At 67.2% G+C, this 14,891-nt stretch carries 13 protein-coding genes; 10 read left to right on the top strand and 3 right to left on the bottom strand.

Translation table 11 applies throughout. The annotated features are described in order from the left end of the window. Positions 1-108: 108 nt before the first annotated feature. Entirely contained in the window at positions 109-1,434 is a 1,326-nt protein-coding gene (locus K7G19_RS22545) for an MFS transporter (RefSeq protein WP_149319578.1), read from the bottom strand. A 201-nt stretch (positions 1,435-1,635) separates the two neighbouring features. Here K7G19_RS22545 and cyoA point away from each other — a divergent pair, with 201 nt between their 5' ends. The 10 genes from cyoA (at position 1,636) to K7G19_RS22495 (ending at position 12,641) form a co-directional block, all read left to right on the top strand. After that, positions 1,636-2,793: a ubiquinol oxidase subunit II gene (gene cyoA / locus K7G19_RS22540; protein ID WP_226109256.1), complete on the top strand. Its 1,158-nt coding sequence runs from the start codon at positions 1,636-1,638 to the stop codon at positions 2,791-2,793. Continuing rightward, positions 2,786-4,789 carry a cytochrome o ubiquinol oxidase subunit I gene (cyoB, locus tag K7G19_RS22535; RefSeq protein WP_150082253.1) on the top strand — a complete coding sequence of 668 codons (2,004 nt, stop codon included), beginning with the start codon at positions 2,786-2,788 and terminating at the stop codon, positions 4,787-4,789. The genes cyoA and cyoB overlap by 8 nt, the downstream gene beginning before the upstream one ends. Beyond that, entirely contained in the window at positions 4,782-5,438 is a 657-nt protein-coding gene (gene cyoC / locus K7G19_RS22530; RefSeq protein WP_006577860.1) for a cytochrome o ubiquinol oxidase subunit III, read from the top strand. Before cyoB ends, cyoC begins: the two co-directional genes overlap by 8 nt. Next, complete coding sequence (cyoD, locus tag K7G19_RS22525; RefSeq protein ID WP_149319580.1) at positions 5,435-5,875, top strand: cytochrome o ubiquinol oxidase subunit IV; 441 nt, start codon at positions 5,435-5,437, stop codon at positions 5,873-5,875. Before cyoC ends, cyoD begins: the two co-directional genes overlap by 4 nt. Beyond that, the gene (locus tag K7G19_RS22520; protein WP_304524175.1) at positions 5,872-6,669 is read left to right on the top strand and encodes an SURF1 family protein; all 798 of its coding nucleotides are present in this window, start codon (positions 5,872-5,874) and stop codon (positions 6,667-6,669) included. Before cyoD ends, K7G19_RS22520 begins: the two co-directional genes overlap by 4 nt. 143 nt (positions 6,670-6,812) lie before the next feature. Further along, positions 6,813-8,189, top strand: a complete 1,377-nt coding sequence (locus tag K7G19_RS22515; RefSeq protein ID WP_226109254.1) for an ATP-binding protein — start codon at positions 6,813-6,815, stop codon at positions 8,187-8,189. Positions 8,190-8,265: 76 nt separating this feature from the next. Then, positions 8,266-8,781, top strand: a complete 516-nt coding sequence (locus K7G19_RS22510) for a response regulator transcription factor (protein ID WP_043440636.1) — start codon at positions 8,266-8,268, stop codon at positions 8,779-8,781. 254 nt (positions 8,782-9,035) lie between these two features. Continuing rightward, a complete protein-coding gene (locus K7G19_RS22505; protein WP_226109252.1) occupies positions 9,036-9,533 on the top strand; it encodes a VOC family protein in 498 nt (165 codons plus the stop codon). 238 nt (positions 9,534-9,771) lie between these two features. After that, positions 9,772-11,334, top strand: coding sequence for a class I adenylate-forming enzyme family protein (locus K7G19_RS22500; protein WP_226109250.1), 1,563 nt, complete (start codon positions 9,772-9,774; stop codon positions 11,332-11,334). A gap of 68 nt (positions 11,335-11,402) precedes the next feature. Continuing rightward, positions 11,403-12,641, top strand: coding sequence for a TetR/AcrR family transcriptional regulator (locus K7G19_RS22495; RefSeq protein WP_226109248.1), 1,239 nt, complete (start codon positions 11,403-11,405; stop codon positions 12,639-12,641). A gap of 105 nt (positions 12,642-12,746) precedes the next feature. On the opposite strand, the gene K7G19_RS22490 is transcribed toward K7G19_RS22495, so the two are convergent. Both K7G19_RS22490 and K7G19_RS22485 read right to left on the bottom strand, forming a co-directional pair. Next, positions 12,747-13,769, bottom strand: a complete 1,023-nt coding sequence (locus tag K7G19_RS22490) for a dipeptide ABC transporter ATP-binding protein (RefSeq protein ID WP_226109404.1) — start codon at positions 13,767-13,769, stop codon at positions 12,747-12,749. Positions 13,770-13,828: 59 nt separating this feature from the next. Beyond that, the gene (locus K7G19_RS22485; protein ID WP_226109245.1) at positions 13,829-14,818 is read right to left on the bottom strand and encodes an ABC transporter ATP-binding protein; all 990 of its coding nucleotides are present in this window, start codon (positions 14,816-14,818) and stop codon (positions 13,829-13,831) included. Between the last annotated feature and the right edge of the window lie 73 nt (positions 14,819-14,891).

The raw sequence follows: 14,891 nt of genomic DNA, 5'->3' as shown, positions 1-14,891 counted from the left end.
AGGCAATCAAGCCGACCGCGCCGCCCCGTCACTGCGCTCCGGCCACGACCGGCTGAGAAGGATGGGCGCGGCGGCCGGAGCCGCCGCGCCGGTCTCGGTGGCCGAGGCTCAGTCGCGCGTTTCGAGCGCGCGGTTGATGCGCAGCGCCAGCATCGTGCACGCGACGCCGGACAGCAGGTAGATGCTGACCGCGACCAGGCCGAACTTGACCGACAGGCCGAGCGCGACCAGCGGAGCAAACGCGGCGCCGAACAGCCAGGCGAAGTCCGAGGTCAGCGCCGCGCCGGTATAGCGGAAGCGCCGTTCGAAGTTCGAGGTCACGGTGCCGGACGCCTGGCCATACGACAGGCCGAGCAGCAGGAAGCCGATCAGGATGAACAGGTCCTGCGCCGCCTCGCCGCCGCCGAGCAGCATCGGCGTGAACAGGCTGAACACGCCGATCAGCGTCGCCAGCAGGCCCAGCGTGGTGCGCCGGCCGATGCGGTCGGCGATCCAGCCCGACAGGATGGTGCCGACGATGCCGACCAGCGCGCCGGCGATCTGCACCTTCAGCACGCTGTTGACGCTTTGCGTCGCCTGCAGCGCCAGCCAGGACAGCGGGAACACCGTCACCAGGTGGAACAGCGCGTAGCTGGCCAGCGCGGCGAAGGCGCCGATGAAGATGTTGTAGCCCTGGCCGCGCACCATCTCACGGGTGCTGATCGGCTCGAGCTCGCCTTCCTCCAGCAGCCGGGTGTATTCCTCGGTCACTACCAGGCGCAGCCGGGCGAACAGCGCGACCACGTTGATGGCGAAGGCCACGTAGAACGGATAGCGCCAGCCCCACTCGAGGAAGTCGTCCGCCGCCAGGTTGGCGTGCAGGTACAGGAACAGCCCGCTGGCGACCAGGAAGCCGATCGGCGCGCCCAGCTGGCCCAGCATCGCGTACCAGCCGCGCCGGTCGGGCGGCGCGTTCAGCGCCAGCAGCGACGGCAGGCCGTCCCACGAGCCGCCGAAGGCCACGCCCTGCAGGAAGCGGAACACCGCCAGCATCACGATCGCGTTCTCGCCCAGCGAGGCATAGCCGGGCAGGAAGGCGATGCCGACGGTCGAACAGCCCAGCAGGAACAGCGCGGCGGTCAGCTTGACGCCGCGGCCCCAGCGCCGCTGGATCGCCATGAACAGCGCGGTGCCCAGCGGGCGCCCGAAAAAGGCGATCGCAAAGATGGTGAAGGCGTAGAGCGTCCCTTCCAGCCGCCCGACGAACGGGAAGAACACCGACGGGAAGACCAGCACCGAGGCGATGCCGTAGACGAAGAAGTCGAAGTACTCGGAGGCCCGGCCAATGACGACGCCGGTGGCGATCTCGCCCGGCGCGACCGGCGAATGCGATCGGTCGTCGCTGGCGGGAAGTGAAGGGAAAGGCGCTTGCGAATCGTGCGTGATACTCGACATGCTTCCTCGCTAAATCAGATAGCGCTACGCCGGACGGACGCGCCCGCCAGGCGCCGCGACCATTGGGACAAAATGTCCAATTCTCCGCGCTTGCCGAATAGAGTACATTTCGCTCCGGTTGTAACAGCTGCGTCCGTCGCACCCGAAGCATTCGTAGTACCAGTCTCCCCCAAGACGGCTACGCTATTTCCTCTGCCGGCAATGCCCCTCATTAATACCATTCGCGGGTTGATTTTGCTGCCCGCCATTACCCTATTGACAGGTTGTAATGCTGTGTTGTTGTCTCCTTCGGGTGACATTGCGGTACAGCAACGTAACCTAATATACATCTCCACGGCGCTGATGCTGCTGATCATCGTCCCGGTGATCGCGCTGACGCTGTTCTTCGCCTGGCGGTATCGGGCGTCGAACAAGGACGCCCCCTACTCGCCCGACTGGGACCATTCCACGGTGCTGGAACTGGTGATCTGGTCGGCGCCGCTGCTGATCATCATCGCGCTGGGCGCGATCACCTGGGTCAGCACCCATGCGCTGGACCCGTACCGGCCGCTGGAGCGGATCGACGCCAAGCGTTCGCTGCCGACCAACGTCAAGCCATTGACGGTGGAAGTCGTGGCGCTGGACTGGAAGTGGCTGTTCTTCTATCCGGAGCACGGCATCGCCACCGTCAATGAAATGGCGGCGCCGGTCGACCGTCCGATCCAGTTCAAGATCACCGCCTCGACCGTCATGAACTCGTTCTTCGTGCCGGCGCTGGCAGGGCAGATCTACGCGATGCCGGGCATGGAGACCAAGCTGCATGCGGTCATCAACAAGCCTGGCGAATACGAGGGCCTGTCGGCCAACTACAGCGGCGCGGGCTTCTCCGGCATGCGCTTCAAGTTCCACGGCCTGGACGAGCAGGGCTTCGAGCAGTGGATCGCCAAGGCCAAGGCCAGCGGCCAGACCCTGACCCGGGAGGACTACCTGAAGCTGGAGCAGCCGAGCGAACGCGAGCCGGTGCGCTACTACGCCAGCGTCGACAAGGGCCTGTACGACAAGATCCTGAACCGCTGCGTCGAAGCGAACCGGATGTGCATGAACGAAATGATGGCGATCGACGAGCAGGGCGGCCAGGGCAAGCCCGGCGCCTTCAACGTCGCCACGCTCGACCCCGCCACGCGCGCGCGCCTTGGCCTGCAGGATGCGCCGGTGCGCAGCTATGTCGGCGGCATGTGCACGGTCGCCGATCCGGACGGCTCCGGTGCCTTCGGCCCGGCGGCGTCCACCTTTGCGCCGGCCGGCGAATCCGCCGCCGTGACGCTTCCCCAGCTACCCCTCACACAACGCGCTGTAGCCGGCGTTGACCAGCATGCTTGACAGTTTCGACCTCACCAAGCTCATTTTCGGCCGTCTCTCCTGGGAGGCGATTCCGCTGCACGAGCCCATCCTGATCGCCACCTTCGCGGCGGTCGTGCTCGGCGGGCTGACGCTCGTCGGCGCGCTGACCTATTTCCGCGCCTGGGGCTACCTGTGGCACGAGTGGTTCACCAGCATCGATCACAAGAAGATCGGCATCATGTACATGGTGCTCGGCCTGGTGATGCTGCTGCGCGGCTTTGCCGACGCGATCATGATGCGTCTGCAGCAGGCGATCGCCTTCGGCGACAACATGGGCTACCTGCCACCGCATCACTACGACCAGATCTTCACCGCCCACGGCGTGATCATGATCTTCTTCGTCGCGATGCCGCTGGTCACGGGCCTGATGAACTACGTGGTGCCGCTGCAGATCGGCGCGCGCGACGTGGCCTTCCCGTTCCTGAACAACTTCAGCTTCTGGATGACCACCGCCGGCGCCGTGCTGGTGATGGTGTCGCTGTTCGTCGGCGAATTCGCCAAGACGGGCTGGCTGGCCTATCCGCCGCTGTCGGGCATCCTGCAGAGTCCGGACGTGGGGGTGGATTACTACATCTGGGCCTTGCAGATAGCGGGCATCGGTACCTTGCTGTCAGGCGTCAACCTGCTGGTGACCATCGTCAAGATGCGCGCCCCGGGCATGAGCATGATGAAGATGCCGGTCTTCACCTGGACCTCGCTGTGCACCAACGTGCTGATCGTCGCCGCCTTCCCGGTGCTGACGGCCGTGCTCGCGCTGCTGTCGCTGGACCGCTACGTCGGCACCAACTTCTTCACGAACGACTTCGGCGGCAACCCGATGATGTACGTGAACCTGATCTGGATCTGGGGCCACCCCGAGGTGTACATCCTGATCCTGCCGGCGTTCGGCATCTTCTCGGAAGTGGTGTCGACCTTCTGCCGCAAGCGCCTGTTCGGCTATGCGTCGATGGTCTACGCGACGGTCGTGATCACGGTGCTGTCGTACCTGGTCTGGCTGCACCACTTCTTCACGATGGGTTCGGGTGCCAGCGTCAACTCGTTCTTCGGCATCACGACGATGATCATCTCGATCCCGACCGGGGCGAAGATCTTCAACTGGCTGTTCACGATGTACCGCGGCCGCATCCGCTTCGAAGTGCCGATGCTGTGGACCGTGGGCTTCATGGTCACCTTCGTGATCGGTGGCATGACCGGCGTGCTGCTCGCCGTGCCGCCCGCCGACTTCGTGCTGCATAACAGCCTGTTCCTGATCGCCCACTTCCACAACGTGATCATCGGTGGCGTGCTGTTCGGCCTGTTCGCCGGCATCAACTACTGGTTCCCGAAGGCGTTCGGCTTCAAGCTCGACGATTTCTGGGGCAAGGTCTCGTTCTGGTTCTGGCTGGTCGGCTTCTATGCCGCGTTCATGCCGCTGTACGTGCTGGGCCTGATGGGCGTGACCCGCCGCGTCAGCCACTTCACCGATCCGTCGCTGCAGATCTGGTTCCAGGTCGCCGCCGTCGGTGCGTTCCTGATCGCGATCGGCATCGCCGCCTTCGTGATCCAGCTGGTGGTCAGCTTCAAGCGCCGTGCCCAGCTGCGCGACGTGACCGGCGATCCGTGGGATGGCCGCACGCTGGAATGGTCGACCTCGTCGCCGCCGCCCGCGTACAACTTCGCGTTCACGCCCGTGGTGCACGACAACGACGCCTGGTGGCAGATGAAGGACCGCGGCTACGAGCGTCCGCAGAAGGGCTTCCTGCCGATCCACATGCCGAAGAACACCGGTGCGGGCATCATCCTCGCCGGCCTGTCGACGGTGCTGGGCTTTGCGCTGATCTGGCATATGTGGCTGCCGGCCGCCGTCGCGTTCGTCGCCCTGCTGGCGGTCGCGATCGGCCACACCTTCAACTACCAGCGTGACTACTACATCCCGGCGGAGCACGTCGTCCGCACCGAGGAAGAACGCACCCGCCTGCTTGCACAACATGCTTGACACCATCGCAACCCAACCGGCCGGCGCCAGCGGCGCGCCGGTCCGCGGCGGCTCCAACGAGCTGCGCTTCTACCTGCCGACCGAGCATCACCCGCAGAACGGGACGATGCTGGGCTTCTGGCTGTACCTGATGAGCGACTGCCTCATCTTCGCCTGCCTGTTCGCCGTGCACGGCGTGCTGGGCCGCAGCTATGCGGCCGGCCCGTCGGGCGCCGACCTGTTCGACCTGCCGCTGGTGGCGCTGAACACGTCGATGCTGCTGCTGTCGTCGATCACCTACGGCTTCGCGATGCTGGAGATGCAGCGCAACAAGCTCAAGGGCACGATGGTGTGGCTGGCCATCACCGGCCTGCTGGGCGCGGCCTTCGTCGGCCTGGAACTGTACGAGTTCTCGCACCTGATCCACGAAGGCGCGGTGCCGCAGCGCAGCGCGTTCCTGTCCTCGTTCTTCACGCTGGTCGGCACCCACGGCCTGCACGTGACCTTCGGCATCATCTGGCTGATCACGCTGATGTTCCAGCTGAACAAGCACGGCTTGATCGCGGCCAACAAGCGCCGCCTGATGTGCCTGTCGCTGTTCTGGCACTTTCTGGATGTGGTCTGGATCGGCGTGTTTACCTTCGTCTATCTGATGGGAGTGATGGTATGAGCGCCCACGACTATTCGTTCTCGAACCTGGCCGACCAGGGCGGCCACGGCCATCACGGCGATCACGGCCATGGCCACGACGATCACCACGATCACGACGACGGCGCCGCGCATGGCACCCTGAAGAGCTATGTGATCGGCTTCGTGCTGTCGGTGATCCTGACGGCGATCCCGTTCTGGCTGGTGATGGGCAAGGTCATCGACAACCAGAACACCACCGCGCTGGTGATTCTCGGCTTCGCCGCCGTGCAGATCGTGGTCCACATGATCTACTTCCTGCACATGAACACCAAGTCGGAAGGTGGCTGGAACATGCTGGCGCTGATCTTCACGATCGTGCTGGTCGTCATCACGCTTGCCGGCTCGCTTTGGGTCATGTATCACATGAACACGAATATGATGCCGGTGATGACGCACGACATGAAGTCGATGCCTTGACCACGCCTCGTCCCGCAAACCACAGCCCGGATCGCAAGCCCGTTCCCCGCAGCCCGGCCGCCCTCGCGGTGCTGGCGCTGCTGGCGGTACTGGCTTTCGCCGGGCTGTTTGCATTGGGCACCTGGCAGGTCGAGCGCCGCGCCTGGAAGCTCGACCTGATCGAACGCGTCGAGTCGCGCGTGCATGCGCCGCCGGTGGACGCGCCGGCGCCCGAGCGCTGGCCGCTGGTCAGCGCCGCGGCCGACGAATACCGGCATGTGCGCGTGACGGGCACCTTCCTGCACGATCGCGAGACGCTGGTGCAGGCCACCACCGCGTTCGGCGGCGGCTTCTGGGTGATGACGCCGATGCGCATGCGCGACGGCACCGTCGTGCTGATCAACCGCGGCTTCGTGCCGCCCGAATTCCGCTCGCGCGAGAGCCGCGCCAAGGACGAGCCGTCCGGCGAGACCACGGTCACCGGCCTGCTGCGCATCAGCCAGACCGGCGGCGGCTTCCTGCGCCGCAACGATCCGGCCGCCGATCGGTGGTATTCCCGCGATGTGCAGGCGATCGCCGCCGCGCGCGGGCTCGAACGGGTCGCGCCTTACTTCATCGATGCCGACGCCGGCCCGCAGGAGGCGTTCGGCGCGTCGGGCGCGCCGCGCCGCTGGCCGGTCGGCGGGCTGACCGTGGTGACTTTTCACAACAGCCATCTGGTCTACGCGCTGACCTGGTACGGGCTGGCGCTGATGGTGCTGGGCGCCGCCTGGTACGTCGGCCGCGAGGAACTTCGGCTGCGCCGCGGCCGATGAGGGACAATGCGGGGCATGCCGGTCCGCCGGGCTTGCCCCGCACGTCCGGCATGTCTGACATGTCTGGCATGTACGGCGTGCCACGGCCCGCGCCGCGGCGGCTCGCTTCGAGCCCCGGCGCCATCCTGCTTCGACCCTGATTGATGCCTCTTTCCACCGATTCCCCTCCGAAGCCCGCGAGCGCCGCGCTGTCCGCCGCCAAGGGCGCCCCGGCCCCCGAGCGGCGGGGCGAGCGCGCGCTCGACGCGACCGCCCGCAAGAACATGGAGCAGCTGATCGAGCTGCGCTGGATCGCGGTGCTCGGCCAGGTCGCCACCATCAGCGTGGTGCATTTCGGCCTCGACGTGCCGCTGCCGGTCAACCAGATGCTGGCGGTGCTGCTCGGCCTGATCGCCTTCAACGCGCTGAGCCTGCTGCGGCTGCGTTTCGTCGCCGAGGTCTCGCAGACGCAGCTGTTCGTCTCGCTGCTGGTCGATATCGGCATGCTGACCGCGCTGCTGTACCTGAGCGGCGGCGCCTCCAATCCCTTTGTCTTCCTCTACCTGCTGCAGGTGATCCTCGGCGCGGTGCTGCTGCAGGCGTGGTCGATCTGGGTGATCGTGGTGGTCACCGCCTCGTGCTTCGCGGGCCTGGCGCTGGTCGGCAAGCCGCTGGCGCTGCCGCCGGATCACGAGCAGGGGCTCGCCAGCCTCTATATCCAGGGCATGCTGATCTGCTTCGTGCTGAACGCGGCCCTGCTGGTGGTCTTCATCACGCGGATCATGCGCAATCTGCGCGCCCGCGACGAGCATCTGGCCGACCTGCGCCAGCGCGCCGCCGAGGAAGAACATATCGTCCGCATGGGCCTGCTGGCCTCCGGCGCCGCGCATGAACTGGGCACGCCGCTGGCCACGCTGGCGGTGATCCTGTCCGACTGGCGCCGCATGGAACCGTTCTCGAAGGACCCGGAACTGCTGCAGGAACTCGGCGAGATGCAGACCCAGGTGCAGCGCTGCAAGTCCATCGTCAGCGGCATCCTGTTGTCGGCGGGCGAGGCGCGCGGCGAGGCACTGACCGAAACCACGGTGCGCCGCTTCGTCGACGATCTGGTCGCCGAATGGCGCGCGACGCGGCCGGTCGGCGAGTTCTCCTACGAATACCGCTTTGGCCAGGACCTGCCGATCCTGTCGGACTCGGCCATCAAGCAGATGGTCTGCAACGTGCTCGACAACGCGCTGGAGGCCTCGCCGCGCTGGGTCGGCCTCGACGTGCGGCGCGAGGATGATACGCTGGTGCTGTCGGTGCTCGACGAAGGCCCCGGTTTCGCGCCGCAGATGCTCGAGCGGCTGGGCAAGCCCTATCAGTCGAGCAAGGGCCGGCCGGGCGGCGGACTGGGGCTGTTCCTGGTCGTCAATGTCGCCCGCACGCTCGGCGGCAGCGTGGCCGCGCACAACCGTCCGCAAGGCGGCGCGATGGTGACGATGAAGCTGCCGCTGGCGGCAATCACGCTGGAAGAGGAGGCCGAAGATGCAGCCCAATGATCCCGAGCGCGGCACTGCTGCGGCCGATCAATCGACCCAGACCACCCAGCCGCAGGCCGAGGCCGGTCGCGTGCTGATGATCGTCGAGGACGATGCGGCCTTCGCCCGCACGTTGCGCCGCTCGTTCGAGCGGCGCGGCTATCAGGTCCTGCATGCGACCAGCCTCGAAGGGATGAACGAACTGCTGAAGGAGCATTCGCCGGGCTATGCGGTGGTGGACCTGAAGCTCAAGGGCGAGGCCTCGGGCCTGGCCTGCGTGCAGGCGCTGCATGCGCACGATGCGGACATGCTGATCGTGGTGCTGACCGGCTACGCCAGCATTGCCACCGCGGTCGAGGCGGTCAAGCTCGGCGCCTGCCACTATCTGGCCAAGCCGTCGACCACCGACGACATCGAGGCCGCCTTCGAGCGCGCCACCGGCGATGTGGACGTCGAGGTCACCGGCCGTCCCACCTCGATCAAGACGCTCGAGTGGGAGCACATCCACGAGACGCTGGCCGCCACCGGCTTCAATATCTCCGAGGCGGCGCGCCGGCTCGGCATGCACCGCCGCACGCTGGCGCGCAAGCTGGAGAAGCAGCGGATCAAGTAGCGCCGGGCGGCGGGCATCCCCCGCCGTACGTCTGCCGCCGTACGCCTCCCGGCGGACGTCTCCCGGCGGACGTCTCCCGGCGGACATCTCCGGGCGAACATCTCCGGGTGGATACCTCCGGGCGGACACCTCCGGGCGGACACCTCCGCGCGGACATCTTCCGTCCGGCGTCTCCGATCGGCGGAAATGGGTATAGGCTAATTCGTGCCGATGTCGGGCCCGATGCCGGCGCCCATTTCTCCAGGAGACGCGAAATGACCAGCAAGAACACCATCTGTCTGTGGTACGACGGCGACGCGCTCGACGCCGCCAACTTCTATGCCCAGACCTTTCCCGACAGCGCTGTCGGCGCCGTCCACCGTGCGCCGGGCGACTATCCCGACGGCAAGGAGGGCAATGTCCTGATGGTCGAGTTCACCGTGATCGGCATCCCTTGCGTAGGGCTGAATGGTGGCCCGCATTTCAAGCACAACGAATCCTTCTCCTTCCTGGTCAGGACCGAGGACCAGGCCGAGACCGACCGCCTGTGGAACGCGATCGTCTCGAATGGCGGCCAGGAAAGCGAATGCGGCTGGTGCAAGGACCGCTGGGGCCTGTCGTGGCAGATCACCCCGCGGGCGCTGCTCGATGCGGTGACGAGTTCCGATCGCGCGGCGGCCAAGCGCGCCTTCGACGCGATGATGACGATGAAGAAGATCGACATCGCCACGATCGAGGCGGCACGGCGGGGGCAGGCCGCGTCGTCGAGTTGAGCAAGCCGATCGAGCGATCGAGCCAATCGAGCCGATCGAGGTGGTCCATACCCCGATTCGTTGTTACGGTATGGGGCCGTATACTCGTGGAACCGATAACTGCACGGGATAGATGTAGCGCTTACAATGAGCGCTGACCGAATTAGAAAAAGAGGTCGGCCAGATTCGCGTGCCTTGCGTGGTTGCGCCTCGCCATGGCGCATGCATCGGGCCGGCCCCATCACGGAGACTTCCCGCCATGCAGATCGCGTCCCTGCTGGACCAGCCGCTCGGCAATCTCGCCGACTGCGTCCGTGCCCACGCCAACGCCCGTCCCGCGCATCCCGCCGTCATCGACGATCGCGCCAGCCTGTCGTATCGCGAGTTCGACGAACTGGTCGACCGCGTCGCGGCGGCCCTGCAGCGCGATGGCCTGCAGCCGGGCGATGCGCTGGCGATCTGCGCCGCCGCGTCGATCGAGTACGCGGCGGTGTTCCTGGGCGGGCTGCGCGCCGGCGTCGCGATCGCACCGCTGGCACCGTCGTCGACCCCGCAGGCACTGGCCGGCATGATCGCCGATTCGGATGCGAGGCTGCTGTTCGTCGACGCGCCGGTGCTCGACGCCCTGCAGGGCGCCGGCATCGAAGCCACGGTGCCGCGCATCGGACTGGGCGGCGCGCAGACCGGCAAGGCCTTCGCCGACTGGCTGGCGCCGGCCGGCAGCCGGCCGCGCGAGACGCCGCTGCGCGAGGGGCAGGTCTTCAACATCATCTATTCGTCCGGCACCACGGGCGCGCCCAAGGGCATCGTGCACGACCACGCGCTGCGCTGGAACCAGATCCGCCGCACGCACGAGAGCGGCGGCTACGGGCCCGACGCGGTGACGCTGATCGCCACGCCGCTGTATTCGAACACCACGCTGGTCAGCTTCATTCCGACGCTGGCGCTCGGCGGCACCGTGGTGCTGATGCCGAAGTTCGATGCGCAACGCTATCTCGAACTGGCCGAGCGGCACCGCGTCACGCACGCGATGCTGGTCCCGGTGCAATACCAGCGGCTGCTGGCCAGGGAGGATTTCGATCGCTACGACCTGTCGTCGTTCCGGATGAAGTTCTCGACCAGCGCCCCGCTCGGCGCGGCGCTGAAGGCCGACATTCTGCGCCGCTGGCCGGGTGGACTGGTCGAGTACTACGGCATGACCGAAGGCGGCGGCAGTTGCGTGCTGGCCGCCCACGAGTTTCCGGACAAGCTCCATACCGTCGGCAAGCCGATGGAAGGGCACGACATCCGGCTGATCGACGACGACGGCAACGAGGTGCCGGTCGGCCAGATCGGCGAGGTGGTGGGGCATTCGAACACCATCATGGCGGGCTATCACAAGCAGCCCGACAAGACCGCCGCCGCGGAGTGGTATGACGCCACCGGCAAGCGCTTTATCCGCACGGGCGACGTCGGCCGCTTCGACGAGGACGGCTTCCTGACGCTGATGGACCGCAAGAAGGACATGATCATCAGCGGCGGCTTCAACATCTATCCGAGCGACCTCGAAGCGGTGCTGCAGCAGCATGCGGACGTGGTCGAATGCGCGGTCGTCGGCGTGCCGTCGCAGAGCTGGGGCGAGACGCCGGTGGCCTTCGTGGTGTTGCGCCAGGGCGCGGACGTCGATGCCGAGGCGCTGCGCGAATGGGTCAATGCGCAGGTCGGCAAGACCCAGCGGCTTGCCGCGCTGGAGCTGTGCGCGCAGCTGCCGCGCAGCGCGATCGGCAAGGTGCTCAAGCGCGAACTGCGGGATGGGTTTCGTGGGGGCAAGGCGATGGCATGAGGCGTCAGGGTGGCCGCCACCCGCCCGCTATAATCCGCCGACCGATCGACTGCCCAACGCTCCCCTCCATGCTCAAGGACCCTGTCGAAGCCCGCCCGACGCGCCGCTATGTCGAGAAGCGCGAGACCATTCTCGATGCGGCCGCGATGCGCTTCAATCGCAAGGGCGTGCGCGGCACCACGCTGTCGGATGTCGCGCAGGACGTGGGCCTGAGCACCAACAGCATCACCTACTACTACCGCAAGAAGGAAGACCTGGTGGTCGCCTGCCTGTTGCGGACCATCGACGAGATGGTCGGCATCGCGGCGCAGGCGAGCGAGCTGCCCACGCCGGGCGAGCGGGTGGCGGGCTTCATCCGCTTGTTCTTCGCGCGGCTCGCGCTGACGGCCACCGGAGAACGTCCGGAGCTGATGAGCTTCCGCGAGATCCGCACGCTGCCGGACAGCCATGCCGAGGTCGCGTTCAGCGCGTACAACGACATGTTCCGCCGCATCCGCCAACTGCTGCGCGAGCGCACGCCGGTGGACGCGGCCGAGCGCAGCGTGCTCAGCGCGCGCGCCCACCTGCTGCTGTCGCTGGCGACGGGCGCGATGGTCTGGATCGAGCGCTACGAGCCCGAGGACTATCCGAAGGTCGCCGAGTCGGTGATCGATCTGCTGCTGCACGGCATCGGCTCGCGTGCGGCGCGCTGGCAGCCGACGCTCGATACCGCCGCGCTGCTGCCTTGCCTGGACCAGCCGGAAACCACGCAGCAGGCCTTCCTGCGCGCCGCCACCGAACTGCTGAACGAGCAGGGCTATCGGGGCGCGTCGGCTGACCGCATTTCGGCGCGGCTCAATCTGACCAAGGGGTCGTTCTACCACCACAACGAGAACAAGGACGACCTGATCGGCGCCTGCTTCGATCGGATGTTCGATGTGATACGCAGCACGCAGACGCTGGTCGAGAACGGGGCGGGCACCGGCTGGGACAAGCTGTGCGCGGCCACGCGCGCGCTGGTCCACTACCAGTTCTCCAGCCAGGGGCCGCTGCTGCGGCTGACGATCTATGGCGCCTTGCCCGAGGAAATGCGCAAGGAGAAGATGCTGACGATGAACCGGCTGTCGGCGCGCTTCGTACGATTCCTGGTGCAGGGCATGCAGGATGGATCGATCCGGCCGCTGGACCAGTCGATCGCCGCCCTGCAGATCAACGGCATGATCAACGCCGCGGTCGAGCTGCGCCGCTGGGTACGCGATGCGTCGGCCGACAACGCGGCCGACCTGTTCGTGCGGCCGCTGCTGATGGGGATCCTGTCGCCGGCGTAGCGGCATAGCGGTGCTGCGGCGATCGGCGCCGCCGGCTCGGTCAACCGGGCAGACCAGCCGTCAAGACGAGCCGTAAAGGCCGGCCTTCAAGATCAGCCGTCAAGATCAGTCATACAGGTGGCAGGCCACCATCTGCCCGTCGCCGCTGTCGCGCAGCGCCGGCTCCTGCGACTTGCAGCGCTCCATCGCCACCGGGCAACGCGTATGAAAGCGGCAGCCCGACGGCGGGTGCATCGGGCTGGGGACCTCGCCACGCAGCACGATGCGCTTGCGCTGCCGTTCCGCCTGGACATTGGCCACCGGCACCGCGGACAGCAGCGCCTGCGTATAGGGGTGGCGCGGCTGCGCATAGAGCGCGTCCCGATCGGCGATCTCGACGATGCGGCCCAGGTACATCACCGCGATGCGGTCGCTGATATGGCGCACCACCGCCAGGTCGTGCGCGATGAACAGATACGACAGCCCGAGCCGCCGCTGCAGGTCCATGAAGACGTTGACCACCTGCGCCTGGATCGAGACGTCCAGCGCCGACACCGGCTCGTCGCAGACGATCACGCCGGGCTTGAGCGCCAGCGCGCGGGCGATGCCGATGCGCTGGCGTTGCCCGCCGGAGAACTCGTGCGGATAGCGGTCGGCCATATACGGCAGCAGCCCGACCATCTCCAGCAGCTCGCCCACGCGCACCCGCACGGCCGCGCGATCGCCGGCCATGCCATGGATCTCCAGCGGCTCGGCCACGATATCGCGCACCTTCATGCGCGGGTTCAGCGAGCCGAACGGGTCCTGGTAGACCATCTGCACGCTGCGGCGGAAATGCTTCTCCTGCGCGCGCGTCATCCGGGCCAGGTCGGTGCCGTCGTAGTCGATGCGCCCGCCGCTGGCGGCCAGCATCTTCAGGATCGCCAGGCCGGTGGTCGACTTGCCGCAGCCGCTCTCGCCGACCAGCCCCAGCGTTTCGCCCTGCCGCAGCGTGAACGAGACGCCGTCGACGGCCTTGACCGAGCCGACCTGGCGCTTGAACACCACGCCGCGCGTGACGGGGAAATGCACCTTCAGGTCCTGCACGCGCAGGATCTCGCGGCCGATGGTGCGCGGGCTGGGCGCCGGAGCCGGGGCGGCGAGCGGCATGCCGCCGGCGTTCAAGGCGGCGTCCTTCATGGCGGGCGTGTCGAGCGCGGCGGTGGCGGTCATGGCGTCTCCTGCAGGTGGCACGCATTCAGGTGAACGGACAGGCCGCGGCCGCCGGTGGTCCGCAGCATAGGGCGCGTGACGCGGCATTGCGCCTGGGCCAGCGCGCAGCGCGGCTGGAACGCGCAGCCGGGACCGAGCGCGGTCAGGTCGGGCGGCTGGCCCTCGATCGGCACCAGCGCCTGGCTGGTATCGCCATCGAGCCGCGGCACGCAGGCCATCAGCCCGCGCGTGTACGGATGGCGCGGCTCGCGGTACAGGTCGTCGGCCGAAGCCATCTCGACCAGGCGACCGCCGTACATCACCGCGACGCGATCGGCGTAGCGCGCCACCACGCCGAGATCGTGCGTGATCAGGATCAGCGCGGTGCCGAGCCGCTGCGCCAGGTCCTTCAGCAGATCGAGGATCTGCGCCTGCACCGTGACGTCGAGCGCGGTGGTCGGCTCGTCGGCGATGATCAGTTGCGGCTTGCAGGCGAGCGCCATGGCGATCATCGCGCGCTGCCGCATGCCGCCGGAGAACTGGTGCGGATAGGCATTGAGGCGGCTGGCCGGCTCGGGGATCTGCACCTGGCCGAGCAGCTCGGCGGCCATGCCGAGCGCGGTCTTCCACGGCAGCTTCTGATGCAGCTGGATCGGCTCGGCGATCTGCTTGCCGATCGTCAGCGCCGGATTCATCGACGACATCGGCTCCTGGAAGATCATCGCGATGCGATTGCCGCGGATCGCGCGCATCGCGTCGGCGTCGAGCTTGAGCAGGTCCTGCCCGTCGAACAGGATCTCGCCGGCGTCGATCGAGCCGGCCGGACGCGGGATCAGCCCCAGGATCGACAGCGCCGTCACGCTCTTGCCGGAGCCCGATTCGCCGACGATGGCGAGCGTCTCTCCGGGCGCCACGTCGAAGGAGACCTGATCGACCGCGGTGACCACGCCGCGATCGGTGCGAAAGCGCGTGGTCAGGTCGCGGACCTGCAGGATCGGCTGCGTCATCGCTTGCTCCTGGTGGTGCGAGGTTGGCGCCGGCATCGGGCAAAGCTGCCGGCGGCGTGTGCGGGCTTGGGCG

It is taken from the genome of Cupriavidus sp. DB3 (assembly GCF_020418465.1).
Lineage (GTDB): Bacteria > Pseudomonadota > Gammaproteobacteria > Burkholderiales > Burkholderiaceae > Cupriavidus > Cupriavidus cauae.
The sequence above is the reverse complement of the archived record's forward strand: the minus strand, read 5'-3'. Positions and strand labels throughout refer to the sequence as shown.

What these genes read in the sequence shown, in the direction of transcription:
- K7G19_RS22515 (WP_226109254.1), top strand. Translation starts at nt 6,813, where the DNA reads ATGCCTCTTTCCACCGATTCCCCTCCGAAGCCCGCGAGCGCCGCGCTG.
- cyoA (WP_226109256.1), top strand. Translation starts at nt 1,636, where the DNA reads ATGCCCCTCATTAATACCATTCGCGGGTTGATTTTGCTGCCCGCCATT.
- cyoB (WP_150082253.1), top strand. Translation starts at nt 2,786, where the DNA reads ATGCTTGACAGTTTCGACCTCACCAAGCTCATTTTCGGCCGTCTCTCC.
- K7G19_RS22505 (WP_226109252.1), top strand. Translation starts at nt 9,036, where the DNA reads ATGACCAGCAAGAACACCATCTGTCTGTGGTACGACGGCGACGCGCTC.
- cyoC (WP_006577860.1), top strand. Translation starts at nt 4,782, where the DNA reads ATGCTTGACACCATCGCAACCCAACCGGCCGGCGCCAGCGGCGCGCCG.
- K7G19_RS22510 (WP_043440636.1), top strand. Translation starts at nt 8,266, where the DNA reads ATGATCGTCGAGGACGATGCGGCCTTCGCCCGCACGTTGCGCCGCTCG.
- K7G19_RS22490 (WP_226109404.1), bottom strand. Translation starts at nt 13,769, where the DNA reads ATGCCGCTCGCCGCCCCGGCTCCGGCGCCCAGCCCGCGCACCATCGGC.
- K7G19_RS22545 (WP_149319578.1), bottom strand. Translation starts at nt 1,434, where the DNA reads ATGTCGAGTATCACGCACGATTCGCAAGCGCCTTTCCCTTCACTTCCC.
- cyoD (WP_149319580.1), top strand. Translation starts at nt 5,435, where the DNA reads ATGAGCGCCCACGACTATTCGTTCTCGAACCTGGCCGACCAGGGCGGC.
- K7G19_RS22485 (WP_226109245.1), bottom strand. Translation starts at nt 14,818, where the DNA reads ATGACGCAGCCGATCCTGCAGGTCCGCGACCTGACCACGCGCTTTCGC.
- K7G19_RS22500 (WP_226109250.1), top strand. Translation starts at nt 9,772, where the DNA reads ATGCAGATCGCGTCCCTGCTGGACCAGCCGCTCGGCAATCTCGCCGAC.
- K7G19_RS22495 (WP_226109248.1), top strand. Translation starts at nt 11,403, where the DNA reads ATGCTCAAGGACCCTGTCGAAGCCCGCCCGACGCGCCGCTATGTCGAG.